Source organism: Pseudomonas trutticola BRTCR10, assembly GCF_056155105.1.
This window is the reverse complement of record NZ_CM149552.1, coordinates 342,004-367,160: the sequence shown is the minus strand read 5'-3', so window position 1 is coordinate 367,160 and position 25,157 is coordinate 342,004. Positions and strand designations below refer to the sequence as shown.

The 25,157-nt window shown below is 58.8% G+C and carries 24 protein-coding genes; 8 read left to right on the top strand and 16 right to left on the bottom strand.

Annotation, left to right across the window (positions count from 1 at the left end; translation table 11 throughout):
- Nucleotides 1–105: 105 nt before the first annotated feature.
- From ACVVH8_RS01565 to ACVVH8_RS01555, 3 genes are all read right to left on the bottom strand, one after another.
- Nucleotides 106–786 (bottom strand): RES family NAD+ phosphorylase, encoded by a 681-nt coding sequence (locus ACVVH8_RS01565; protein ID WP_475228187.1) that lies wholly within the window; start codon nucleotides 784–786, stop codon nucleotides 106–108.
- Nucleotides 783–1,193, bottom strand: coding sequence for an antitoxin Xre-like helix-turn-helix domain-containing protein (locus ACVVH8_RS01560; protein ID WP_315445240.1), 411 nt, complete (start codon nucleotides 1,191–1,193; stop codon nucleotides 783–785). Before ACVVH8_RS01560 ends, ACVVH8_RS01565 begins: the two co-directional genes overlap by 4 nt.
- A gap of 307 nt (nucleotides 1,194–1,500) precedes the next feature.
- On the bottom strand, nucleotides 1,501–2,010 hold the full coding sequence (locus ACVVH8_RS01555; protein ID WP_475228185.1) for a PBECR2 nuclease fold domain-containing protein: 510 nt from the start codon (nucleotides 2,008–2,010) through the stop codon (nucleotides 1,501–1,503).
- Nucleotides 2,011–2,453: 443 nt separating this feature from the next.
- On the opposite strand from ACVVH8_RS01555, the gene ACVVH8_RS01550 reads away from it, so the two are divergent.
- On the top strand, nucleotides 2,454–3,380 hold the full coding sequence (locus ACVVH8_RS01550) for a LysR family transcriptional regulator (RefSeq protein ID WP_103304171.1): 927 nt from the start codon (nucleotides 2,454–2,456) through the stop codon (nucleotides 3,378–3,380).
- Here the strand turns inward: ACVVH8_RS01550 and ACVVH8_RS01545 are convergent.
- The 6 genes from ACVVH8_RS01545 to ACVVH8_RS01520 form a co-directional block, all read right to left on the bottom strand.
- Nucleotides 3,297–3,614 (bottom strand): AzlD domain-containing protein, encoded by a 318-nt coding sequence (locus ACVVH8_RS01545; protein WP_007909127.1) that lies wholly within the window; start codon nucleotides 3,612–3,614, stop codon nucleotides 3,297–3,299. The two genes, ACVVH8_RS01550 and ACVVH8_RS01545, sit on opposite strands and share 84 nt — an antisense overlap.
- A complete protein-coding gene (locus tag ACVVH8_RS01540) occupies nucleotides 3,593–4,309 on the bottom strand; it encodes an AzlC family ABC transporter permease (RefSeq protein ID WP_103304170.1) in 717 nt (238 codons plus the stop codon). The genes ACVVH8_RS01545 and ACVVH8_RS01540 overlap by 22 nt, the downstream gene beginning before the upstream one ends.
- Nucleotides 4,306–4,683, bottom strand: coding sequence for a GNAT family N-acetyltransferase (locus tag ACVVH8_RS01535; protein WP_016986309.1), 378 nt, complete (start codon nucleotides 4,681–4,683; stop codon nucleotides 4,306–4,308). Before ACVVH8_RS01535 ends, ACVVH8_RS01540 begins: the two co-directional genes overlap by 4 nt.
- A 79-nt stretch (nucleotides 4,684–4,762) precedes the next feature.
- Nucleotides 4,763–5,509, bottom strand: a complete 747-nt coding sequence (locus tag ACVVH8_RS01530; RefSeq protein ID WP_034151909.1) for a 2OG-Fe dioxygenase family protein — start codon at nucleotides 5,507–5,509, stop codon at nucleotides 4,763–4,765.
- A 232-nt stretch (nucleotides 5,510–5,741) separates the two neighbouring features.
- Entirely contained in the window at nucleotides 5,742–7,064 is a 1,323-nt protein-coding gene (locus tag ACVVH8_RS01525) for an OprD family porin (protein WP_475228182.1), read from the bottom strand.
- A gap of 297 nt (nucleotides 7,065–7,361) precedes the next feature.
- A complete protein-coding gene (locus tag ACVVH8_RS01520; RefSeq protein WP_475228180.1) occupies nucleotides 7,362–8,030 on the bottom strand; it encodes a DsbA family protein in 669 nt (222 codons plus the stop codon).
- A gap of 256 nt (nucleotides 8,031–8,286) precedes the next feature.
- Here ACVVH8_RS01520 and ACVVH8_RS01515 point away from each other — a divergent pair, with 256 nt between their 5' ends.
- Nucleotides 8,287–10,386, top strand: a complete 2,100-nt coding sequence (locus ACVVH8_RS01515; RefSeq protein WP_475228177.1) for a TonB-dependent receptor — start codon at nucleotides 8,287–8,289, stop codon at nucleotides 10,384–10,386.
- A gap of 175 nt (nucleotides 10,387–10,561) precedes the next feature.
- Here ACVVH8_RS01515 and ACVVH8_RS01510 read toward each other — a convergent pair whose 3' ends face one another.
- From ACVVH8_RS01510 to ACVVH8_RS01495, 4 genes are all read right to left on the bottom strand, one after another.
- Nucleotides 10,562–10,774: a hypothetical protein gene (locus tag ACVVH8_RS01510; RefSeq protein WP_103304166.1), complete on the bottom strand. Its 213-nt coding sequence runs from the start codon at nucleotides 10,772–10,774 to the stop codon at nucleotides 10,562–10,564.
- A gap of 246 nt (nucleotides 10,775–11,020) precedes the next feature.
- A complete protein-coding gene (gene aguA / locus ACVVH8_RS01505; RefSeq protein WP_475228175.1) occupies nucleotides 11,021–12,127 on the bottom strand; it encodes an agmatine deiminase in 1,107 nt (368 codons plus the stop codon).
- A gap of 5 nt (nucleotides 12,128–12,132) precedes the next feature.
- Nucleotides 12,133–13,011, bottom strand: a complete 879-nt coding sequence (gene aguB, locus ACVVH8_RS01500) for an N-carbamoylputrescine amidase (RefSeq protein WP_103304164.1) — start codon at nucleotides 13,009–13,011, stop codon at nucleotides 12,133–12,135.
- A 304-nt stretch (nucleotides 13,012–13,315) separates the two neighbouring features.
- Nucleotides 13,316–16,228: an aminotransferase gene (locus ACVVH8_RS01495; protein ID WP_475228173.1), complete on the bottom strand. Its 2,913-nt coding sequence runs from the start codon at nucleotides 16,226–16,228 to the stop codon at nucleotides 13,316–13,318.
- 564 nt (nucleotides 16,229–16,792) lie between these two features.
- On the opposite strand from ACVVH8_RS01495, the gene rfbC reads away from it, so the two are divergent.
- The 4 genes from rfbC to ACVVH8_RS01475 all read left to right on the top strand — a co-directional run bounded on the left by rfbC (nucleotide 16,793) and on the right by ACVVH8_RS01475 (nucleotide 21,156).
- Nucleotides 16,793–17,338 carry a dTDP-4-dehydrorhamnose 3,5-epimerase gene (gene rfbC, locus ACVVH8_RS01490; RefSeq protein ID WP_213027243.1) on the top strand — a complete coding sequence of 182 codons (546 nt, stop codon included), beginning with the start codon at nucleotides 16,793–16,795 and terminating at the stop codon, nucleotides 17,336–17,338.
- A 181-nt stretch (nucleotides 17,339–17,519) separates the two neighbouring features.
- On the top strand, nucleotides 17,520–19,328 hold the full coding sequence (locus ACVVH8_RS01485) for a sensor histidine kinase (RefSeq protein WP_103304161.1): 1,809 nt from the start codon (nucleotides 17,520–17,522) through the stop codon (nucleotides 19,326–19,328).
- Nucleotides 19,325–20,704, top strand: a complete 1,380-nt coding sequence (locus ACVVH8_RS01480; protein WP_315445231.1) for a sigma-54-dependent transcriptional regulator — start codon at nucleotides 19,325–19,327, stop codon at nucleotides 20,702–20,704. Before ACVVH8_RS01485 ends, ACVVH8_RS01480 begins: the two co-directional genes overlap by 4 nt.
- Entirely contained in the window at nucleotides 20,701–21,156 is a 456-nt protein-coding gene (locus ACVVH8_RS01475) for a YiiD C-terminal domain-containing protein (protein ID WP_315445230.1), read from the top strand. The genes ACVVH8_RS01480 and ACVVH8_RS01475 overlap by 4 nt, the downstream gene beginning before the upstream one ends.
- Nucleotides 21,157–21,367: 211 nt before the next feature.
- Here the strand turns inward: ACVVH8_RS01475 and cysQ are convergent, their stop codons facing one another.
- Entirely contained in the window at nucleotides 21,368–22,195 is an 828-nt protein-coding gene (gene cysQ / locus ACVVH8_RS01470) for a 3'(2'),5'-bisphosphate nucleotidase CysQ (protein ID WP_475228170.1), read from the bottom strand.
- 7 nt (nucleotides 22,196–22,202) lie between these two features.
- Nucleotides 22,203–22,772, bottom strand: a complete 570-nt coding sequence (gene nudE / locus ACVVH8_RS01465) for an ADP compounds hydrolase NudE (protein WP_475228169.1) — start codon at nucleotides 22,770–22,772, stop codon at nucleotides 22,203–22,205.
- An 88-nt stretch (nucleotides 22,773–22,860) separates the two neighbouring features.
- Between nudE and yrfG the strand changes: the two genes are divergently transcribed.
- On the top strand, nucleotides 22,861–23,523 hold the full coding sequence (gene yrfG, locus ACVVH8_RS01460) for a GMP/IMP nucleotidase (protein WP_103304156.1): 663 nt from the start codon (nucleotides 22,861–22,863) through the stop codon (nucleotides 23,521–23,523).
- Between the two features lie 115 nt (nucleotides 23,524–23,638).
- Here the strand turns inward: yrfG and lysM are convergent, their stop codons facing one another.
- Nucleotides 23,639–24,079 carry a peptidoglycan-binding protein LysM gene (gene lysM / locus ACVVH8_RS01455; protein ID WP_016986405.1) on the bottom strand — a complete coding sequence of 147 codons (441 nt, stop codon included), beginning with the start codon at nucleotides 24,077–24,079 and terminating at the stop codon, nucleotides 23,639–23,641.
- A 137-nt stretch (nucleotides 24,080–24,216) separates the two neighbouring features.
- Between lysM and ACVVH8_RS01450 the strand changes: the two genes are divergently transcribed.
- Complete coding sequence (locus tag ACVVH8_RS01450; protein ID WP_103304155.1) at nucleotides 24,217–25,104, top strand: LysR family transcriptional regulator; 888 nt, start codon at nucleotides 24,217–24,219, stop codon at nucleotides 25,102–25,104.
- Nucleotides 25,105–25,157: the final 53 nt, after the last annotated feature.

Genomic DNA, 25,157 nt, shown 5'->3' with positions numbered 1-25,157 from the left:
CACACCGACAACGTGCAGGGTTTGCCGGTCACAACCAGCATTATCCGGCGGCGCGAAAGACCCGGATGCAGCGCAATGTACCTTCCTGCGCAAAAACTCTGCATTTCAAACCTGACTGATCTCAAACACAAACGAAATCCTGCGCTGGCTCGCACTCCACACATAACGCAGATGATTGCCCTGCTTCGGTATCGACACTGCCGGCGGACGGAACGCGGCGACACATTCGTGGCCCGGCAGGCGGACGCTGTTGTAGAGCAGTCCCCAGGATTCAGATTCGCGCAGTTGTCGGGCAAACGACTGGGATGGGCCATAGGCGTCTGGATCGGGTTGATGTAAGTCGGGGAAGTCGTGACGAACATCATGCAGCGGTTTAACCACGCGATTGACGTAGGTACGCATGGTCAATTCAAGATCCGCCTCGTTGGTGGCCGCGAGGAAACGCTCCTGGTGATAGCAGGTTTCGGCGATGGCGGCAGCCTGGCTGCTGGCGGCGTAGTAGACGCCGAAAGTGCCATCGGTGAAACGGCTGCTTTTGCCAATGTGGGTAAATGCCGCCATCACCGGCGTCGAACCGGGGCCTGAGAGTCGGTCTTCGGGGCGCACGCGGGCGAGCACGCCGGCCTGTTCGATCAAGCGGTCATTGGTCAGCGCTTCCAGCGCGTAGGCGATTTCCAGGTCTTCGGGGTCCAGCACATCTTCAAACAGCGCAATCGGCGGGAAGCTGCTGTTGACGATCCGGTAGGCCTTGGGCCATTGCGGCTCGGCCAGCGGAGGGGCTTTCAACCGCGCACCCCGTCGAGGTAGCGGCGCACGTCAGCGATGTCGACCACGCGCCCTGCCAACATGTAATCCAGCGCCGTCCGCCCATTGAACGGCGCGGCAGTGTTAGGGCTGCTGACCCACGTATAAGCGCGCTCGCGACTGTTGCTGAAGATGATGCTCAACGCCTTGTGAATGCCCATCAGATACGAGATGCGCTCCAGCGTGTCATGCGGTAGACGTATGTTCGGCGGCAGGTGTTTGTACTTGTAGAACGTGGTGTTGCCGACGCCACCCAGCAACGTGCGCTGCTGCTCGGCGTTGCAGCCCCAACGTTCCATGAGGTTGAAGAAGAATTTCAACGCAACGCGCCCGGCTTCCGGAACGTCGAGTTGTTCATGCGGGGTGAGGGCTTGAGTTGAGGTAGGCATGTTTATCCTTCGTAGCTGTAACGCAACTTGAGCGTAGTACAAATATGAATATTTTCCATTGAATTATTCGTATACGAATAAGCCACTCAAAACTCCAGATTGACACTGCAATGTTCCGTGGCAGAGAATCTGGCCAAGAGCGCGAAACCGACTGCCTTCAGGTGGCGATAGTCGGCGTTAGGAACCCCGTTGATGACCTGAAAATCAGCGCTCGGGTGAGACCTCTTCTCCCCTGCTTGAGGGAGCACAATATCAAGCGACATTCATATGAAGGGCAGCCTGAGAAGGCTGCCCTTTTTTGTTTGCGCTATCGGTAACGTCGATATAGCAGCCCACCATGCCGATGCTTGTTCAGGCTTTTTTTGTCACAGTTCATGAAATTCCAGAGTACGTTGCCGTGCTCAACATGTATCACCACCAGCATCTGGTATCTCGCGTTGTAAGCACCGATGAAGGAAAGTCGAAATGAGGCATCATCGTAGGAAACCCGCCATATCTCTAATGGTCTCGTCAGGGTATCGCGGGCAAATTCGGTGAACCGCTCACGGGCATTCGGACGCTTTTCCACCGTATGAAGTAAATGTTCACGCTTCACCAAAATCGGTTCATAAGGTGTTTCGATCAGAACAGCATCCAGCCCCTGATCAAGTCCGAAGCCGCTGGCAACTTGCTCCCACGCGGCATTGAGGCTTGATGCACCCGGAAGCTCTCTAACCGCAGAAATCAAAAGCCCGGGTTCAATATCCCGAATATCCGGCAAGCCCAGATCTTTCCAGTTTTTTTGGTCGGGTAACGCCCTGCTCCCCTGCAAACTCATGGCATCGACTCGCTAGCTTCGCGGATGCCGGCATTGCCTGGATATCCATACGCTTTGGACTTAACGCCCCGAAAATTACTGCTCGATATTTCAGCTACTTATGCTTTGGAGGTAAATCAGCCCGTTCGCTATGTTCTATAGGAGGCTTCCGATAACGCTAAAAAAAAGTAGTGTTTCGGTGTGGGAAACAACTCGAAATGATGTAGTCCCGAGACATATAAAATTGCCCGACTCGTCCGAGTCGGGCACTTTTTTTGACCCCAATCACCCCCACGTCACCAAAAACCCCGATCCTTTGTCAGCCTCCAACCATCGGCGGGGACATCAATTCGCTACTAAACCCGCGACAACTATGCTCAGGTGCAGGAATATAGCCGGCATATGACGCCGGATGGGCAGTCTCGTAAACAACAATACCCAGCCCACTTCAGAGGGCATTACCCATGGATAGCAGAACCTTACGCAACCTCATGCGCATCGTGCAGACCGGCTCGTTGTCGGCCGCAGCCGAGCATTCGTGCCTGACCGTGCAGGCGTTGGCCGCGCAGTTGAACAAGGTCGAAGAGCAGTTCGGTTTCCGCTTGTTTCGCCGCTCCAACAAAGGCTTGACGCTGACGCCGCAAGGCACCGAGCTCACGCCGTATATGGACCGAGTGTTGATTGCCACACGACAGATGGAAGAAAAAGTCGAGGCATTGAAAGTGCCGGGGCAGCGCACGTTGAAAGTGGCGTTGAACAACACGTTGTCGCCCGACTTCAATCGGCGAATGATCGGACGCCTGATCGAGGTTTTCCCCGATTATCAGATGGAATTCAGCTACGCCGAGTCGATGGAAAATCTCAGCAAGCTGAAGAATGAGGACTTTGACCTGGCAGTGCTGATCGGCCCGCAGCGGCCGGGTTTGCCAAGCATCGTGCTGCCGGATGTGCAGGTGCAGGTGGTCGGCGCGCATTGCGGCCAGGAAAACGATCCGCTGACGTTGCTGGGCAACAAGTTTCAGGTGCGTCCTGCGGAAGATTGTCCGTATTCCCACAGCTTCCTGCGTTTTCTCGACGCCGGGTTGGGCAATCACGAGAATGGCCAGCGGATGGTTTACTCGTGCAGCGAAACCCTGACGCTGTCGCTGATCACCCAGATGGATGCGGTCGGCATGGTTTCTCGCGAGGCCGCGCAAAAGAATGGCCTGACGATTTTCCCCGGTTTCGAGGATTTCCTCGAAGTGCGCCTGGCGGTGAACAATCCTGATCTGTCGAATCAGGCACTGAGCGACGTCGTCGATCTGCCGTTACATGAACGAGCCGAGCGCAATGTACGCAGCCGTCCCAACCGCCACACTGAGAAAGAGGTTTTTGCTGAAGTACGCACATAACAACGTCGGAATCGCTGCATAAAATTCCGGGCGATCGAGCTGTATGTGCTGATCCTTGATCAACAAGGGTGTCAGGCTGATCGCAGCGACGATCGCCACCGGCAAGTACTCCAGCGCCCGCGCGATAAACGGCGGCCAGTGCTCGGTGTTGACTTGCAGGGGCAAGGCGCGTGGCAGGAAGGTCACGGCCATCATTAGCGCGACCACCAGAATCAGGAACGTTTGGTCAGGCATACACCCACTCCGCAGCCCACAAACGTGGCGATAAACACATTAAACGGCGAACTGCCGACCAGGCTCAGCGCGCCCATGCAAATCACTGCCGCAGCGGCTGCGATCAGTTTGTTGCGGGTATTGCACAGCGACACCAGCACATAGAGCATCATCGCCGTCAGTGCGTAGTCGAGCTGGTATTTGATCAAGTGCGCGGCGTACTGCGCGCACACAGCGCCGAGCAGACCGCCAAGCACCCATGAGGTGTGGCAAAACAGGTTGAAGCCAATCAGATAGCGCACGTTGACCGGTGCGCCAGTGCCGAGTTTTACGCTGTGGAAAGCGAAGGATTCGTCGGTCAGGCCGCCGGCGTAACACCAGCGCTCCATGCGACTGAGCCCCAAGGCGCGCAGGGCTTTGGCCATGTAAACCGACATCAGCATGTGCCGCGCATTGATCAGGAACGTGGTCAGCACGATGGTGGTCAGCGACGCACCGCTGGAGATCAGCGCCAGCGCGGCGAATTGCGAAGCGCCGGCGTAGACGAACAAACACATCGCCACGGGTAACCACATCGGCAGCCCGGCGTTGACGGCCATCAACCCGAATACAAATGACACGGTGAAATACCCGGCCACCACCGGGCTGGCTTCGGCAAACGTGCGCGATGGCTGATGGTTGACCATCAGCGGCGCACTGCCGGACGTTTCATTCATAGATCCCTCTCAAATGTCCGTTCGCCATGAGGCTCGCAAAAACCCTGGGCCGCCCAGAATCGTTTGCCCGCGAGGTTAGCATCGTCGACGAACAGAAACATCCGCAACACACCCACCCGCTTCATGTCCGACGACGCTGCTTCAACCAGGCGTTGACCGACGCCTTGGCTGCGATAGCGCGGGCTGACGGCCAGATGATTAATCGTGCCGCGGCTGCCGAGCATGCCGCCCAGTACCGCGCCGACGATTTCGCCGGCCACGTCGAACGCCAGATAGGCGGTGGTGGTTTTCTGGATCAACACGCCGCGCAGGCATTTGGCGTCCTGCCACTCGCAGAACGACACTTCGTCGAACTGGCGGAAGAAGCGCTCCATGCGCTGCGCATCCTTGGCCGTGGCGCGGCGCAGCACCACCGGCGTCGAGCACTCGACGCCGTCGATTGGGGTGATCTGATTAGCGAACAATGTCGAAAGCGGTCCCGGGCCGCGAGAAAGAAATCGCCAGAATCTGCCGGTACGCCATGGCATGGGTATGCGTGTTGCGCGCCGGGGTCACGTAGTGGCGCATGTCGCGGTCGAGAAAGTACGTGGTGTCGAGAATTTCCTGGTAGGTGGTCGACGCCAGTTGATGCTCATGGATGTCGTACAGACGACTCTCGGCACCCTCGACATTGTTGCGCCCCCAGAAGTGCACGCCGCTGAACGGATAGCCGTCGCAGTGAATCCCTTCCGGGGTGATTTCAAGTTGTTTGCCGGGTTTGATTTCGATGCGGATCTGGTGGATCTGGCATTGCCAGATTTCATCGTGCAGCTCTTCCGGCAAGACACTTTTGTACACTTCAAAATCGGTGTCGATCAGGCTGCGCATCACCGGCGAAGTAATCACTTCATCGGAGAAGTCCTGAAAGTGCCGCACCAGGCCGCCCACATAGGCGTTGTTTTCCTTGGACTGCACGTACGCGCGATGCTCGAGTTGTTTCAGTTCACGTGTCTTGGGGTTGTACTCAAAGTCGCTGTAACGACGGTAACGCATGCCGGCTTCGGCCTGACCGTAGTAGCTGTCAGGCTCCATGTTTTCCCAACTTTTGGTCAGTCTGACGAAGTCGGCAAAATGACCGTAGAGATTGAAGTCACCACCCTGGACGTTGACATATTTGTCGCGCCGTAGCGATTCGCCCACTTCTCTGTTCAAAACGATCATTACCAAATTCTCCGCTGCGTTGAGCGGCCTAATCTATTAGGTGGAGAATTTGCGTCCATGAGAAAGAATTTCAGGCATTTAAAGCCCTGTTTGAAACGGCGTTTGCAGCGTGTGAAAAACAACTTTTACATGAAAAAAACTCGGGTTTTTTCTGGTTTTCATCAAAAAACCGTCGAAAAAAAACCCCGAGCCAGTCGGGGTTTTTCTCACATCGATTAGACCTGATCGCGCATCAGAAGATGTTGATCGGGTAATCCACGAATACTCGCAGCTCGTTGCCGCCGACGTTGTACTCGCTGGACTTCTGCGAAACACGCAGGATCGAGCTGCGCAGTTTCACGCTCAGGTCTTTGGCCGGGCCACTTTGCACGACGTACTTGAACTGGTTGAAGATTTCGCGCTCTGTGCCGCCTTCGCTGGTGGACGTGGTGATGTTGTCGCCACGCACGTAAGCGAAGTTGTAGCTCAGACCCGGAACGCCGAATGCGCCGAAGTCCAGGCCGTAGCCGAGCTGCCAGCTGCGTTCGTCTTCAGCGTTGAAGTCAGACCAGTAGGAGTTGGCCAGGTAGATGGTGTTGCCACCGTCGCCAACACGCTGTTGATCTTTCTGATAGCCGCCGTAGGCGTAGCCCAGGTTGCTGTCGCCAGTGGAGCGCTGGTGCGCCACGGTGAACGAGTGCGGGCCAGTGGCGAAGGTGGCTGCCAGGCTCCAGATCTTGTTGTCCTGACCGGTCACGATGCTCTTGCCAGGCACGGTGTTTTCGCGAACGTACGAGCTGTCCAGCTTGGTGCGATAGCCGTTGAAGTCCAGGGTCAGGGACTGATCCTTGTTGAACGGCAACACGTAGTTGGCGTTCACGTATTGTTTCTTCAATACGTCTTCAACGTCGGAAGCGTACAGCGCACCTTTGAAGCGCTCAGTGAACTGATAGCTACCGCCCAACACGTTGATCGACTTCAGGCCACCGCTGTCACGACCTTCATCGCTCTTGCGCGATTCAGCGGTGAAACGACCGGCGTTCAGCTCCAGGCCTTTGATCTCTTTGGAAGTGATCAAAGTACCGGTGTAGCTTTCCGGCAGCAGGCGGGAGTTGTCGTAGTTCAGCACCGGCAGAGCCGGCATCTGGTCACCGTAGGTCAGCACGGTGTTGGAGAAGCGGAATTTGACCGCCGCGCCAGCCTTGGCCAGGTCGTTGGCCGCGCTACCGTTGTGGCCTTCTTCATAGCTGTTGTCTTGCTTGAAGAAGTCGATCCCACCGGCGCCGCTGCGGCCCTTGCCGCCATCCAGACGCAGCGCGTAAAGACCAAAGGCGTCAACACCGACTCCGACGGTGCCTTGAGTGAAGCCGGACGAGAACGTACCGATGGCCGCTTGGCCCCATTCGGCTTTGTCCTTGTTACCGTCTTTGTAGTCACGATTGATGTAGGCATTGCGCAGCAACACTTTCAGGCTGCTGTCTTCTTGAAAACCCTTGGACTCGGCCTGGTCGTTAGCCATGGCCGAAGTGGCGCTCAACATCCCCAATGCGATCAGACTGATTCGCTTGTTCAACATTTTGTTTTCCTTATTACGGGTTGAAACGCGCTGTGTCGAACGGCTGAAACGGCGCTTATTGCACTCTTTTATTCACCCCGAAACAAAAAGACCCGCCCAAGACAATGTCATGGCGGGCCTGCTCCTTATTTTGAGTCATGGCGGTTGGCCACAGGCGTTGGGCCGAATCGTAGCCGCGCCCTGAACTATGTGTCAATTTCAAGAATCGTCTTTAAATAGGCAAAAATCGTCTAAGAATCGTAAATTTTGCGCTGACTCCTTGCTGGGAAATGCCGCCAGCCAGTGAATCAAGGCGTATCACGCACAACCATCAAGACCACAGAGCGCTGGCGATTCACCTGCCGCATTCACTTCAACGGACTGTCCCAACCAAGCAGCGAAGGCTTGTGGCTTGCCCAACCAAGGGCTGATATCGACCAGCGTGAACTGGCCGTCCCGCTCTAGCGCAAACGTCGGAAATCCCTGGCCGCCCAACTGAGCAAGCAGTGCGCGGCTGGCTTTTATATGTTGTTCGGTATCCACGGATTTGAGCGCCGTGCGAAAAGCTTCACCGGCATAACCCATCTGACCGGCAAGTTCGAGCAATACAGACTCATCGGCAATCCGGCGCCCTTCCACGTAATGCGCCGTCTGCAAACGCCCGAGCAGCTCAAGACCACGACCATCAACGGCCTCTGCTGCCATGACGGCGGCGATCGGGGGCGTCGAATCGAAAACAGCCGTGTCATCGCGCAATAAACCTTCGAAATAGTCTTCGCCGAATGGTTGCGCGGTGTATTCGGCAATCCGCCGATCATGAGGCATGACGTAGTTGCGCAGTTGCGACGAAACACGCTGGCGATTGGCGCCGCTCATCATCCCGCCGGCATGAGCGATCACTGGCAGCACTGCCTGCGCCGCCTGCACCAATGGTTTGGCGCCGTAGCACCAGCCGCACAGCGGGTCGTAAATGTAGTGAAGGACCATCAGAAAACTCCGGCAGAAAAGTGGGGAAAATCGATGCCGGCAGACTAGCCCTCGACTTGTTGCGGAAAAACGCCAGATTGGCTTTCAGTCTGTTTCGCGAATCGGACGAATTGTCCGATCGTTCAAGTTGTATCGACATCGACACAAATAGAAACAATCTGACAAAGGAACTTATAGGGAATAATTAACGGAAGTAAATGCAAAGCATTACCATTCGTGCACTCGAATTCTTCCACCCTTTCGGATGCGCTTTTCAATGCCTGCCCCGTTCCGTCTTACGCCCGTCACCCTTGGGCTTTCCGCCTTTCTGTCCAGTGGTTTTGCCTACTCGGCGACTGAATTGCCCGCCACCGCCATCAGCGCTCAAGCGCAAGAGGAAGCCGATGACCCGCGCGTAAAGGTCAGCAACACCGCCACCCGTACCTCGACCCCGGTGCGTTATGTGCCGCAGGCCATTGATTCGATCAAGACATCGAACGTTGCCAACTACGGCACTAACGACATCGGCGATGCCCTGAGCGGAATGCCCAACGTCAGCAGCAGCGCCGACACCCGTTTCGACAGCTTGCGCATCCGCGGTTTCGACGCCAGCAACGACTTCTATCTGGACGGCATCCGCGACGATAGCCAATACAAACGCGACCTGCACAACATCGAACGCGTTGAAGTGCTCAAAGGCCCGGCCGCCGTGTTGTACGGTCGCGGCAGTCAGGGCGGGATCGTCAACCGCGTCAGCAAGGCGCCTGAGGCTGGCCGTCGCTCGACCATCGAAGCCCAGGGCGGCAGTGAAGACTTGCGCAGCCTGTACGCCGACCTCAGCACCGATCCGAGCGAGAACATCAGCCTGCGCCTGAACATGGGCAACATGGACGAAAACAGTTTCCGCGACGGCGTCAGCGGCAACCGCCAACTGTTCGCACCGTCGATGAGCTGGCAGCTGACACCCGACCTGAACTGGCTGGTGCAGTACGAATACAGCCGCTACAACCGCACGCCGGATCGCGGCATTCCAGGCGTAAACGGGCGGCCAGCCGATGTCGGCCGCGACACGACCTATGGCAACGATCACGATTTCATCGACGACAAGGCGCAATCGCTGCGCTCGAAACTCACTTACGAGATCAACGACAACTGGCAACTGCGCCAGACCCTCGGCGTGTTCAAGCTCGACAGTGATTTCGACAACACCTACCTGACCGGTTACACCCCGGCGACCAACAAGGTTACGCGCCAGCACTGGCAACAGGATCTGACCACCCGCAACGTCACTAACAACCTTGAACTGGAAGGCGGTTTCGATACCTTCGGCCTTGAGCATCGCCTGCTGACCGGTATCGAAATCGGCAGCCAGCGTCGCGATCCGAAGTTGTACAACGCCGCCACCGGCAGGACACCTGGCGCGCAAGCCGTGCCGTCGCTGGACCTGTTCAACCCCAATCGCGACCTGCGCCACACCGGCAGCATGCAGACCTTCAGCGACAGCCACACCGAAGTCGAAAGCCGTGCGGTGTACGTGCAGGATCAACTGCGCCTGAACGATCAATGGCAATTGCTCGGCGGTTTGCGTTACGACACCTTCGATATCGAATCGACCAACAAGCTCAAGAACATTTCCGAAGACCGCGACAGCCACAGCACCAGCCCGCGTGTGGGCCTGGTCTGGACGCCGTTGCAGAATCACTCGTTCTACGCCTCGTGGTCGAAGACCTTTTCGCCGGTGGGCGGTGGCCTGATTGGCATCACTCCCGGTGCGGCCGGCAACACCAACGACCTCAGCCCCGAGTTGACCAAGCAGAAAGAAATCGGCGTGAAGAGTGACTGGCTCGATGATCGTTTGAGCACGACGCTGGCGATCTATGACCTGGAACTCTACAACCGCCGCACCACCGATCCGAATGATCCGACCCTGACGGTGATGTCCGGCTTGCAACGTTCACGCGGGATCGAGCTGACCGCCACCGGCAACATCGTCGGTAACTGGTACATGCGCGGTGGCATCGGCATGCAGGACGCGAAAATTGAAAAGGACAACAACGGCCTCGAAGGCAAACGCATTAACAACGTCGCCAAGCACAACGGCAGCCTGTTCCTGACCTGGAAACCGGAGATGGGCTGGTATGGCGAAACCGGCCTGACGCTGGTCGGCCAGCGTTATGCCGATAACGCCAATACCACGGTGCTGCCGGGTTATGGCCGCTGGGATGCCTTGGTCGGTTATCGCTTCAAGGACTGGGATTTGCGCACGGCTTTGAACAACATCACCGATCGCGAGTACTACGCGTCGGCGACCAGCGCCGCGCAGATAATGCCGGGCGCGCCACGTAGCGTGGTGATGACAGGTACCTATTCCTTCTGATTCAACCCAATACCTGTAGGAGTGAGCCTGCTCGCGATAGCGGAGTGTCAGTTGATATTTATGGCGGCTGACAGATAGCAATCGCGAGCAGGCTCACTCCTACAAAGGGTTTTGTGTCGTGCATAAAAAAGCGCCGCCATCCCGGCAGCGCTTTCAGTAATCCCTGTTGTTTTTCTTATCCTTCCATCACAGCCCACAACGCTTCCAGTTCGGCCTCGCTGAACAGGCCAGCGGGGTAGCGCTCGATCATCATCCGGCGCGGATCAGCTTCCCTGATCTGACGCGTTCCATTGGACTTCAAAAAGTGCGCGACAATCTGGAGCGATTCGCCGTTTACGGCCATGGGATGCAACGTCCGCTCGCTGACTACGTTCACTTCGGCGTTCATTTCAGCGCTCTCTCCCCGTTCGTGAGCGGCTACGTTATCCAAGGTTTATGACAGAACTGTTGAAGTTCTTTCCCCCTCCCTAGTGCGCCTGGACCGATACAAGAGCTATGCCAAGGTTTGCGATTTGTCGACAAGCGGATACAAAGAAGCCCGCCGTCCTTTCGGGCTGCGGGCCTCAGTTGATGCATAGCGAGCTAAACATTGCCCGGTTGATTTGTTAATCAACTCAAGCTGTTACGACTCAACTCACTCTTTGTGCGGTGCTGGCTGCTGTTGGGTAAGGCAGTGAATGTTGCCGCCACCCAGTAACAGTTCACGGCCCGGCACCATCACCACTTCGTGTTGCGGGAACAGGTTCTGCAGAATTTCCCGAGCCGGTGCATCCATCGGATCGTCGAAGCTCGGCGCGATGATGCCGCCGTTGACGATCAGGAAGTTCACGTAAGAACCGGCCAGGCGCACGGACGGATTACGCTCCTGCGTACCGTCCACCGGATCAACACCGGCGCACTCTTCTTCGGTGGCGAACAGCGGCCCCGGAATCGGCATCTTGTGCACCGTGAATGGGCGACCCTTGGCGTCGGTGCTGCTTTCCAGCACTTTCATCGCGGCCTGGCAGCGTGGGTAGTTCGGATCCTGTGGATCATCGGTCCATGCCAGCAACACTTCGCCCGGACGCACGTAGCAGCAGAAGTTATCCACATGGCCGTCGGTTTCATCGTTGAACAAACCGTCCGGCAGCCAGATGATTTTATCCACAGCCAGATTGGCGCTGAGCACCGCTTCGATTTCTTCGCGGCCCAGGTGCGGGTTGCGATTGCGGTTGAGCAGGCATTCTTCGGTGGTGATCAGCGTGCCTTCGCCGTCGACGTGAATCGAGCCGCCCTCAAGCACAAAACCTTCGGTGCGATAACGCGGGCTGCGCTCGATCTCGAGGATTTTGCCGCCGATCTGCGAATCACGATTCCACGGCGAGTACAGACCGCCATCGAAGCCGCCCCAGGCATTGAAATCCCAGTTCACACCGCGTACTTCGCCGCTGTTGTTGATGACGAACGTCGGGCCGCTGTCGCGCACCCAGGCGTCATCGCTGGACATCTCGACCACGCGGATATTCGGCACGTCGAGACGCGCGCGGGCGTTTTCGTATTGGCCGGCGGACACGGCCACGGTCACCGGTTCGAAACGGGCGATGGCCTTGGCCACCGCCGCGTGGGCGGCTTGCGCCGGTTTGCCGCCAAGACGCCAGTTGTCCGGGCGCTCGGGCCAGATCATCCAGGTCTGAGTTTGGGGAGCCCACTCGGCCGGCATGTAGAAGCCGTCGGCACGTGGGGTACTTTTCAATGTGGTCATCGGGATCAGGACTCCAGGGAACCGTCGAGGGTTTTCAACGCGCCGTACAGGTTTGGCCGGCGGTCACGGAATGAACCCCACGCGCTGCGAATATGTTCCAGCTCGTCGAGGTTGAAAGTGTGCACAAGAATACCTTCTTCGGTTTTATTCAGCTCCTGCACTTTTTCACCGAACTGGTTGGCGATGAACGACGAGCCGTAGAACGTGATGTCGTAGCCGTCCTGTTCTTCGTTGCCGATGCGGTTGCTGGCGATCAACGGCATCAGGTTGGCGCCGGCGTGGCCCTGCTGCACGCGCTGCCAGTGATCGCGCGAGGAGATGGTCTTGTCGTGCGGCTCGCTGCCGATGGCTGTTGGATAGAACAGGATTTCCGCACCTTGCAACGCCATCGCCCGCGCTGCTTCCGGGAACCACTGATCCCAGCAGATGCCAACGCCGATCTTCGCGTAACGGGTGTTCCACACCTTGAAACCGGTGTCGCCTGGGTTGAAGTAGTACTTCTCGTGATAGCCCGGGCCGTCCGGGATGTGGCTTTTACGATAAATCCCGAGGTTGCTGCCGTCGGCATCGATGATTGCGATGCTGTTGAAACGCGCACGCCCGGCCAGTTCGTAGAAGCTGATCGGCAGCACCACTTGCAGCTCTTTGGCGATTTTCTGGAAATGCTTGATCGCGACGTTTTCTTCCACCGTCGTCGCCAGTTGCAGATAGTCCGGGTTCGGCTTCTGGCAGAAGTACGGCGCCTCGAACAGCTCCTGAATCAGGATGATCTGCGCGCCTTTGGCCGCAGCTTCACGCACCAGCCTTTCAGCGATTTCGAGGTTGGCTTCCAGATCCCAGGAACAGGCCATCTGAGTGGCGGCGACGGTAACGATACGGCTCATGAATCATCTCCGGGCAAGTGCTTTGACGGCCGAGGATTCGACCGAAAAGAAAAAACGCGCGCACCGGCCAGCCATCGCCATGCCGGAGCAATGGCGACTTTATATCCGATAAATATCGGCTTTAGAAGCATGTAAATTGCCTTACGTCTAAATAATCCGAATAAATACCGATATAAATCCAACTAAAAATCCAAAAAAATGTGGGAGCGAGCCTGCTCGCGTAGGCGGCGCGTCAGTCAACCTAATCAGTAACTGACATACCGCATTCGCGAGCAGCCTCGCTCCCACAGGGGATTTGCAGGGTTTACAGACCCTCGGTTAGAACGCGATCAAGCATGTCGACAAAGAAATCCACACTCTGGCGCGACGTCACCATCGGCGGTTTGATCTTGAGAATGTTCAGGTCATCACCGGTCGGCTGCATGAAGATACCCAGCTCGCGCAGGCGATCGCACAGCAACGCCGTCTCCTCGGTCGCCGGCTCCAGCGTCTGGCGATTGCGGATCAACTCAAGCCCGAGATAGAACCCTGAGCCGTGCACCGCGCCCACCAGCGGATGTTTATCGATCAGCGCCTCGAGCCGTGCCTTGAAATGGCCACCGACCACCTGCGCGTTTTCCCAGAGTTTTTCTTCTTCCATGACGTCCAATACCGCCATGCCGATCTGGCAGCTCACCGGACTGCCGCCCGCCGACGAGAAGAAGTAGCCTTCCGCCTCCAGCGCTTCGGCGATGTCCCGACGGGTGATGACCGCACCCAATGGCTGACCGTTGCCCATGCCTTTGGCCATGGTGATGATGTCGGGGACCACGCCCTGCTCTTCGAAACCCCAGAAGAAATGGCCCATGCGCCCGTAACCGACCTGCACTTCATCGGCAATACAAACGCCGCCCAGCGCGCGGACCTTCGCATACACCGCTTGCAGGTAACCCGACGGCAACGAGATACCACCGGCATTGCCGTACACCGGTTCGCAGATAAACCCAGCCAGTTGGCGTTTCTGCTCGGCGATTTTCGCCAGATGATGCTCGACGCTGCGCACATATTCCGGCGCCGAATCGAGACCCCGGAATTCCCCGCGATAGATATTCGGCGCGGTCACCGGATGTACCCAGTCCGGGCGGCTTTCGAGGGCTTTGGGGTTGTCGGCAATCGACGTCGATACCGCATCGGCGCCGACCGTCCAGCCGTGATAGGCCTCCAGCACACTGATCATGTCGCGCCCGCCGCTGTAGGCCCACGCCAGACGGATCGCCAAGTCATTGGCCTCGCTGCCGCTGTTGACCAGAAACACCCGGTCCATGCCTTGCGGCGCAAGCTTCAGCAAGCGCTCGGAAAACTCGGCGACCGCCGCATAGTTGAACCGCGAGTTGGTGTTGAGCAACGACCATTGGCGGGCCGCGACCGCTGCCATGCGCGGGTGACCGTGACCGAGCACCGCGACGTTGTTGAGCATGTCGAGATAGGAGCGGCCCTGCATGTCGATCAGGTGATTGCGCCAGCCGCGTTCGATGCGCGGCGGGTCGACATAGTAGTGTTTCTGCGTGCGGGCAAAACTGGCATCGCGGCGTTCAAGCAGGGTTTTCGCGTCCAGCTCCGGTTCGGCATCGCAGGCCAGTCCCAGCAAAGCGGCGGGCGATGGGCACAGTGCTTGCCAGGCCGGGGCATGGGAAGGCGTGCAGAACAGCGGCGCGTTCAGTTGCGCACCTCGGCTCAACTGCACGATCAACGGCCCGCTGACCGCGCCCAGCACCTGACCTTTGACCAGTGCCGCGCCGCTGTGCAGTGAAGGCGTCACGCCCCACAGCCGCACACTGAGTTGCGGGCCATCGAGTTGCAGCACGCCGTCCGCCGTTTGATGCAACACACCGGCAAACGGCGCTTCGACCGCTGTGCCATCGGGTACGCGTAATTCAACGTGCAGCGCGAAGGTCTCCGGTTGCTCGGCGCTGTCGGGCCGGGTGCGCGACAAACGGTACTGACCATAACGGCTCGCCGCCAGGCCATGGGCCGCCGCCGCTTCCGTCAGCAGGCGCTGATCGATGCCTGCCTGCTCCCAATTGCCGGCCTCGAAATGCGGGCTCAGCACGCCAAGGTCGATCAGCGCGAATTCGCGCCCGACCAGACTCGGGAGTAACGGTGCAAAACCTTCGCCGTTGATCGCCGGCAAGCTCTGCCCCACCGCCGTCAGGATCGCCGCCTCCATCAGCGCCAGCGGCACCGATGTCGCGACGCGGAAGATTTCCCATTCGTGGGTGAGATTGTCGCGGCTATAGGCGTTGCCCGGGTCAATGCTGACCTGCTGCTCGCCACTGAGCACCAACACCGCCGCACGCGCGACGATCAATGGCCACAGCGCTTGGAGTTCTTCGCGTTGCAGCGGATTGACCGAGTGATAAGCCTGCACCGCCGGCAAAATCACCAAAGGATCGTCGCCGGCGTGATGCAGCAATGCCGCGCAAGTCACTGACAGATCGGTGATCCGCCACGTGCGTATCAGATCGCCAAAATCGATGACGCCCTGCAATTGCCAGTGGCGCTGGGCGTCGCGCTGCCAGACCACGTTGTCATCGGTGATGTCCATGTGGATGGCCTGCACCGGCAGTTTGTCGAGCAAGGGTCGCAAGCGGCTTTCGGCCTGCTGGGCGGCATCGGCAATCAGCGTGCGTTGCTGCTCGTCGTTGATCACCGGCAGCAAATGGCTGATCAATGCACTGGCATGGCGTGCGTCCCACTGCAACGTGCGCTCAAGGCCCGGATGGTCAAACCCGGCCAGCGCCAGATCCATCTCGCCACAGAGCCGACCAAACCCGGCCACCACGGTATTGCCCAAATGATCGAGGTGGGTCAGCGACTGGCCTTCGATGTAATCCAGCAGCCGCACATGCACCGTTTCGCCACCGACCTCCAGTGACAGCAGGTCCTCGCCGTTATTGGCCGCAATCACCCGTGGCACATTGACGTTAGAATGTTCGGCAAGATATTTCAGCCCGGCGTGCTGGGCCTGCAACTCAACGAGGGCGTAATCGCCACGGCAGATCTTCAGCACAAAGCGCCCGCGCGCACTGTCGACACGAAAATTCAGATCCTGCTGACTGCCAAGGGCCTGCAACGTGCCACTGAGCCCGTAATGCTCCGCCAGCCATTGCAGCGCCTGCTCTTCACAAATTTGCGGACTGGGCAAACTGGCGCGATGAATCAACGTGGCGAGCGGCATGAAACGACCCCTGAAATTTTATTAGGCGCCTATATCGCCATTGCTTCCGGCGAGACGCAACCCCTTGTACCGACTATCGATCTAATCAAGGGCGTAACGCTGCACCGAGAGCACTCCGGGTAACTTTTCCCACAACATTTTCAGATTGTGTTTGAAGGCTTCACTGTTCAACCTGAGACGCTTGAATGTCATCAGCCAGAAACCATTATCGACTAGAAACCATTACCGAAATGTCCCGCAGCGCTTCGCCTGCGTATGTCCCGAACGGAACAGGCTATCGATTGTCGAACGACGACCCTCTCTGCCTGCCCTGACATGGTTTCCATGTGACAGATACATCAAAACCGCTAAAAGGCTGGTAAAGAGTGGAGACTCGTCTTGCCGCAGGACGTGGCAGAGAGAGGCCTGCGCTACCATGTTGAATATCAAGAAGGCCAGACCTATGAAGAACAACATTGGTATTGGGGTGAAGTCGAATGAGTATCCCGTCGCGGTTCTCACTCGCACTAACCAATACTTTGCGCAAGAATGTCAGCAATCCACACCTAACACTGGACAATCCTCATGAATGTAATCACCACCGATCTGCCCGGTGTTCTGATCATCGAACCCAAGGTGTTTGGTGACGAGCGCGGTTTCTTCTACGAGAGTTTCAACGCCAAGGGGTTCCAGCAAGCGACCGGTCTGGATACACAGTTCGTCCAGGACAACCATTCGCGTTCGCAAAAAGGTGTGTTGCGTGGTCTGCATTACCAGCTTGAAAACACCCAAGGCAAACTGGTCCGCGTGACCGCCGGTGAAGTGTTGGATGTGGCCGTGGACATCCGCCGCAGCTCGCCGCACTTCGGTAAGTGGGTAGCAGTGCGCCTGTCGGCTGACAACCATCGTCAGCTGTGGATCCCGGAAGGTTTTGCCCATGGTTTTGTGGTACTGAGCGAGTTCGCTGAATTCCTCTACAAGACCACCAACTACTACGACCCTTCGTCCGAGCGCAGTATTCGCTGGGACGACCCTGCTCTGGGTATCGACTGGCAGTTGGACGAAGCGCCGACGCTGTCGGCCAAGGATCAGGCAGCAGCCCTGCTCAAGGACGCTGAAGTCTTCGCCTGAGCCATCGAGCCCCTGCGAAAACCAGCCGAGCGGCGATCTGGCAAGGCAAAAACAGGCGAATAAGCGGAGTTCAGGGGCCTAAACGAGCATTACGAGCCTGTTTTTAACGCGGCATGATCGACGCGCAGGCAGTTCGTAGGGAGCAAGGGCATAATGCGCCTGTCCCCACAGGCGCACGCTCATGAAACCATCTCTCCCCCGCAGACCTCGCTGGCGCAGCCTCGCCCTGCTGGCCCTGTGTCTGGCGCCGCTACTGTGGCCGCTGGAACATCTGGCCGAGCGCTATTACCGCAGCGAACTGGCCGGTCAGAACCGCCAGACGCTCGACCTGTATGTCGCCAACCTGTTGGGCACCCTGCACCGCTATGAAGTACTGCCGCAAATCCTCGGCGACCTGCCAGCCCTGCGCGCGGTACTGGGGGCACCGGACGATGGTGTCACCCAAGGCAATGCCAATCGCCTGCTGAAAAACATCAGTGCGCAGACCGGCGCTGAAGTGATGTACCTGATGGACACCAACGGCCAAACGCTGGCGGCGTCGAACTGGGACAAACACGACAGTTTCGTCGGCCGCAATTTCTCGTTCCGGCCGTATTTCAGCGAAGCCATGGCCGGACGCCTCGGACGATTCTTCGGTCTTGGCACAACGTCTGCCAAGCGTGGTTATTTCTTCGCCGCCGCCGTGCGCAATGGCGAAAAGATCATTGGCGTGCTGGTGATCAAGGTCGATCTCGACCACACCGAAAGCCTCTGGGGCAAAACCCCGGAACAACTGCTGGTGACCGACCATAACGGCGTGGTCATCCTCACCTCGCGTCCGGAATGGCGCTTCCGCTCGACGCGTGTCTTGAGTGACGCCGAGCGAGCGGCGATCACTGCGATCCAGCCTTACCCGACCCGCGAACCACGCCCACTCAATCTCAGCCCCGATGCCTGGCTCACCCAGACCCACGACATCGCCGAAACCGGCTGGAGCGTCAGCATCCTTGCCCCGCGCACGCTGATCGACCGGCCGGTGCGCACCGTCGTAGCCATCGGCGGCGCCACGCTGTTGGTGGTGATGCTGTTGCTCGGTCTGATGATGCAGCGCCGCCGTCACTATCTGGAACGCATCGCCTTCGAAGCCAAGGCGCGACGGGAGCTGGAAGGTCGGGTCGCCGAACGCACCAGCGACCTCGAAGGCCTCAACCGGCGCTTGAAACAGGAAGTGCTGGAGCGCGAACAAGCCCAACAGGAACTGGTACGCGCCCAGGATGATCTGGTGCAGGCCGGCAAACTCTCGGCACTGGGCACGATGTCGGCGAGTATCAGCCACGAACTCAATCAGCCACTGGCAGCGATCCGCAGCTATGCGGAAAACGCCGAAGTGCTGCTCGATCATCAGCGCACCGATGACGCGCGCGGCAACCTCAAGCTGATCAGCGAACTGACCGGGCGCATGGCCTCGATCATTGCACATCTGCGCGCCTTCGCTCGCCGCGATCGCCACGCCCCGGAAAGCGTCGCCCTGCAACCGGCGCTGGACGATGCGCTGGCACTGCTGGCGAAACGTCGCCGCAGCATGGAGGTCGAACTGATCCGCGATCTGCCCGCCGCCACCCTGTGGGTCGAGGCCGGCGAAACCCGTTTGCGCCAGGTACTCGGCAACCTGCTGGCTAACGCCCTCGACGCCCTCACCGAAAAAGGCCCGCCGCGTAAATTGTGGCTGAGTGCCGAATCCACCGCCGAGGGCGTCAATCTGTACATTCGCGACAATGGCCCGGGGTTCTGCATGGAAGCTCTTGGCCGCGCCAGCGAACCTTTCTACACCACCAAGACCCGCACGCAGGGCCTTGGTCTAGGGCTGGCCATTTGTGAAACGCTGATGCGCGCCTTCGGTGGTGAACTGTCGTTCGCCAACCACAAACAGGGCGGCGCCTTGATTACCCTGCGGCTGCGCGCCGGTGCGCCCGGGGTCAGCCTGCAACCGTCCGAGGATCGAAGTGCATGACCATCGACAATCGCATTCAGGTAGTGTTGATCGACGACGATCCGCACCTGCGTCAGGCCCTCGGCCAGACCCTGGATCTGGCCGGCCTGAAAATTCTTCAGTTGTCCGAAGCCAGAGGCCTCGCCGCGCAACTGGAGCGTGACTGGCCCGGCGTGGTGGTCAGTGACATTCGCATGCCGGGCATGGACGGTCTGGAATTGTTGAGCGAATTGCACGCTCAGGACCCTGAACTGCCAGTGCTGCTGATCACCGGCCACGGCGATGTGCCGCTGGCCGTGCAGGCGATGCGCGCTGGTGCCTACGACTTCCTCGAAAAACCCTTCGCCAGCGACGCCCTGCTCGACAGCGTGCGCCGCGCCTTGGCCCTGCGCCGCCTGGTGCTGGACAACCGCAGCCTGCGTCTGGCCCTCAGTGATCGCAACGAATTGAGCGCGCGATTGGTCGGCCATTCGACGCCGATGCTGCGCTTGCGCGAGCAGATCGGCGCACTGGCAGCGACCAAGGCTGACGTGCTGATCCTTGGCGAAACCGGCGCCGGCAAAGAAGTGGTCGCCCGCGCACTGCATGATTTGTCGAGCCGCCGTAACGGTCCGTTCGTGGCGATCAACGCCGGCGCGCTGGCCGAATCGGTGGTGGAAAGCGAGCTGTTCGGGCATGAGCCGGGCGCATTCACCGGTGCGCAAAAACGCCGGATCGGCAAGTTTGAATTCGCCAATGGCGGCACGCTGTTCCTTGATGAAATCGAAAGCATGAGCATGGACGTGCAAGTGAAGTTGCTGCGCATGCTTCAGGAGCGCGTCGTCGAACGCCTGGGCGGCAATCAACTGATCCCGCTGGACATCCGCGTGATCGCCGCGACCAAGGAAGATTTGCGTCAAGCAGCCGATCAGGGCCGTTTCCGCGCCGACTTGTATTACCGCCTCAATGTCGCACCGCTGCGCATTCCACCGTTGCGCGAGCGTGGCGAAGATGCGCTGGTGCTGTTCCAGCATTACGCCGATGAAGCCAGCGCCCGTCACGGTTTGCCACCCCACGAATTGCAACCGGCACAACGCGCTTTGCTCCTGCGCCATACCTGGCCGGGCAACGTCCGCGAATTGCAAAACGCCGCCGAGCGTTTCGCCCTCGGCCTGGAACTGGCGCTGGACAACAGTGGATCAGACGGCGTTGCTACCGTGGAAGTCATCGGCGGCGGGCTCAGCGAGCAAGTGGAAAACTTCGAGAAGTCGTTGATTGCCGCCGAACTGGCGCGCTCGCACAGCTCCGTGCGCAGCCTCGCCGAAGCCCTGGGCATTCCGCGCAAGACCTTGCACGACAAACTGCGCAAGCATGGCCTCAACTTCGGCGACAGCAGCCATGGGGAAGAGAGCGAATGACCGATCACAGACAATATCTGGAGTCCGTTCTCCATCACGACATCCCGTTGACCCGGGACATGGGCCTGAAAGTGCTCGACTGGCGTGAGCAGCAGTTGAGTCTGCACCTGCCGCTGGATCCCAACGTCAATCACAAGAGCACCATGTTCGGCGGCAGCCTCTACTGCGGCGCGGTGCTGGCCGGTTGGGGCTGGTTGCATTTGCGCTTGAAGGAAGAAGGGATCGAGGACGGGCACATCGTCATTCAGGAGGGGCAGATCAGCTATCCGCTGCCGGTGACGGGGGATGCCACGGCGATTTGCCCGGCGCCGGATGCAGCGATGTGGAAGAAGTTTCTGGCGATGTATCGGCGATATGGGCGGGCGCGGCTGACACTGAATACGCGGATTGTTAATGCGCGCAGTGATGAGGATGCGGTGAGGTTCAGCGGGCAGTACGTCCTGCATCGGTAAAGCCCAAGAGCCCCTCACCCTAGCCCCTCTTCCGGGGGGAGAGGGGACTGACCGAAGGGTCTTGCGTCAGATATCGACCTGAAAGATCGGCGGCGGTTATGGATTCAGCACAGCTCGCTCAAGTCGGTGTATCCCTCCAATATCCCCCAATCGGCCCCCTCTCCCTCCGGGAGAGGGCTGGGGTGAGGGTCTGGCGTCAGGATCAGGCCACTTACCCCCGGGCCAACTCCAACAATCTCGCCCGCCACGCAGCCTTCGCCGGCAGCGCCAGAAAGAACTCGTTGCGCAGTGATTCCCGCGCCGGATAACAGAACGCATTACCGCGCAAATCCAACACTTCACCGCCCGCGCCTTCCAGCACACCCTGCGCCGCCGCCGTGTCCCACTGCGAAGTCGGCGCCAGTCGCGGATAGCAATCCGCCGCGCCCTCAGCCACCAGACAAAACTTCAACGAACTGCCGATATTCGCCAATTGCAGCTCACCCAGATTCGCACTCAATCCGGCCAGCAGGCGTTCCTGCTCGGGACTGGAATGTCGACGGCTGGCGACCACAGTGAACGCTTCACCTGGCCCAGGCACGTCACGCACTTGAATCGAAACCGGCGTGCCACCCTTATCGCAACGCCAGGCACCGAGCCCGCTACCACCGACATAGAAGCGACCATTAGTCGGCATCGACACCACGCCAAACACCACCCGACCGTTTTCGATCAGCGCGATATTGACGGTGAATTCTTCGCTGCCGCTGATGAACTCCTTGGTACCATCCAGCGGATCCACCAGCCACCAGCGCTGCCAACCGGCCCGCACGCCTTGCGGGATATTGGCGTCCTCTTCGGACAGGATCGGAATGCTCGGATCGAGCGCTGTCAGTCCGGCGACGATCAGGTGGTGCGCCGCCAGATCGGCGGCGGTCACCGGCGAGTCATCGGACTTGGCCGTGACTTCAACGCCTGAGCGCCAGAACGGCAAAATCGCTTCGCCCGCGCGCAATGCCAGCTCAACTACCGGGGCCATCAACGGGTTGGGGAAATTCATCGAGTGCTCACTCATAATTGAAAACGCCGCGCTGACTCAGCAGATCACGGGTCAAATAAAGGGCCGCCAATGCGCGACCTTCGGAAAACTGCGGATTCTGCGCCAGCGCCGACAACTCGCGCAGACTGACCTTGTCGACGCGCATCGGCTCGGGCTCGTCGCCTTCCAGACGTTCCTCATAAAGATCAGTGGCCAGTACCACTTGAATCTTCTGGCTCATGTAGCCGGGTGACAACGACAGCTCGGTCAGATGCTCCAGTTGCCGCGCGCCGAAACCGGCTTCTTCCTTGAGCTCACGCTCGGCCGCCGCCAGCACATCCTCACCCGGCTCGATCAGGCCTTTGGGCAAGGACAATTCGTATTCGTCAGTGCCGCCGCAATACTCCTCGACCAACACTGCATGCTCGGCATCGAGCATCGCCACGATCATCACCGCGCCGTAGCCCGCACCTTTACCGACCAGACGCTCGTAGGTGCGCTCGACGCCATTGGAAAAACGCAGCTTCAGTTCTTCGACGCAAAACAGGCGACTGGTGGCGACGATCTCGCGGGCGAGTACGGTGGGTTTCTGGCGCATGCAAAGCTCCTTGGCGTGAACGCGCTACTATAACGCGGCTTTCCCGATTGTTTATGTCGGATATCTTTCTACCGTTCGAGACGTTGCCATGCCTTCATTACCCTGGTCCGACATCGATACCGTTCTGCTGGACATGGACGGCACGCTGCTGGATCTGCACTTCGACAACCATTTCTGGCTGGAACACCTGCCCCAGCGCTATGCCGAGCTGCATGGGGTAAGCCGGGCAATGGCGGAAATGGAGTTGCAGCCGCTGTTCGAGCGCCATGCCGGGCAATTGCAGTGGTACTGCCTGGACTTCTGGAGCACGGAGTTGAAGCTTTCGGTGCGCGAACTGAAGCAGGAAACCGCGCACCTGATCGCCTTGCGCCCGGATGCGGATACGTTTCTGGAGGCACTCAAACGGGCCGGCAAACGGGTGATCATGATCACCAATGCGCACCGTGATTCGTTGTCGTTGAAGCTGGAGCGGATTGAACTGGCGCCCTATTTCGAGCGTTTGATCAGCTCTCATGATTACGGCTTCCCGAAGGAGAACCCGCAATTCTGGGATGCCCTGCAAGCGGATATCCGCTTTGATCCGGCACGCAGCCTGTTTATCGACGACACTCTGCCGATCTTGCGCAGTGCGCGGGATTTCGGTGTGGCGCATTTGCTCGCGGTCAAAGAGCCGGACAGCCGCAAAGGCCCGAAAGACACGGCCGAATTTTCCGCGGTCGAAGATTACCGCGACCTCATCTGCAACCTATGAAAATCCATTGTGGCGAGGGGATTTATCCCCGATCGGCTGCACAGCAGTCGAAAAAAAGCAGGGGCCGCGACGCAGCCCATCGGGGATAAATCCCCTCGCCACAGGATCTTGCGGGTTACTCAGGAATACGCAGCGTCTGCCCCGGATAGATCTTGTTCACATCCTTGAGCATTGGCTTGTTGGCATCGAAGATCTTTTGATACTTGTTGGCATCACCGTACACACGCAGCGAAATCGCGCTGAGGGTATCGCCCGATTTGACCACAACAAATTGTGCGGCAGTCACAACCGGCCCGCTCACGGTGATCTGGTCATCAACACTGCCAACCCCGGCAATGTTGCCCACCGCCAGCAGAATCTTCTCTTTCTCTTCCTGGCTCGCCACCTCACCGGTGACCGTCACCTTGTCGCCGTCCACTGTCGCCTGAACATTCGGATTGCCCAGTCCGACCTTGCTGATGTGTTCCTTCAACTGCTCGCTGGCATTGGCATTGCCCGGGGTCAGCAGATCGATCAGCTTTTCACCGGCTTCTTTCACAAAACTCAAAAGACTCATAGCGCACACTCCTTGATTTGGGTTCCAGACGTCCAAGCCTAGACCACGCCAGACAAACCCGGTTCCAAGCCGACCAATGACCCTGCCACCCCCAAGCGGTAGAATCGCCTACCCCGCCAACACCCTCCGGAGCGAAGATGGACATCAAGCAGCTGAAATTCCTCATCGCCCTCGACGAAACCCGCCACTTTGGCCAGGCCGCCGCGCGGTGCCACATCACCCAGCCAACGTTATCGATGCGCTTGCGCAGCCTCGAAGAAGAACTCGATCTGCCGCTGGTCAACCGCGGCCAGCGCTTTGAAGGTTTTACCGCGCCGGGTGAGCGCGTGCTGGCGTGGGCGCGGTCGGTGATGGCGGCTTATGACGGGTTGCACGCCGAGGCGGCGGCGTGTCGCGGCAACCTCATCGGCACACTGCGGCTTGGGGTGGTGCCGCTGTCGAGTTTCGATCCGTTACCGCTGATGCAACGCCTGTATGCCGCGCATCCGAACCTGCGCTTTGAAATGTCGGCGTTGAGCTCCGAGCAGATCCTCGAACACCTGGCGAACAACCGCATCGACTTGGGCGTTTCCTATCTCGATCGTCTCGACAACGAGCGCTTCGAATCATTGGCCTTCAGCGAAACCCGCATGGGTCTGCTCTACGATCAGCGCTCTTTCACCTTCGGCGAGGCGCCGTTGAGCTGGGAATCGCTGATCGAACTGCCGCTGGGCATGCTCACCAGTGGCATGCACTTTCGCCAGTCCATCGACCACAACTTCCACAGCCGGGGTCTGACCCCGCAGCCATTGCTGCAAACCGATGCTGTCCATCAATTGTTACAAGCCGTGCATGGGGGCTTTTGCTGCGCGATCATGCCACTGGACGGCGGCCTCGAAAAACTCACCGATCACCTGCGCCTGCAGCCCATCGAAAACGCGCAAACCCTTGCGCCATTGGGGCTGATCATGCGCCGTGGTGCGCCGCGTTCAGCACTGGCCGAGGCCTGTTTCGCCCTGTATCAAAAATCGCCAGGCGACTCTTGATCGACGGCATCTATCGGTAGATCAACATTAGCGATTAGACGCGACATCTTGCC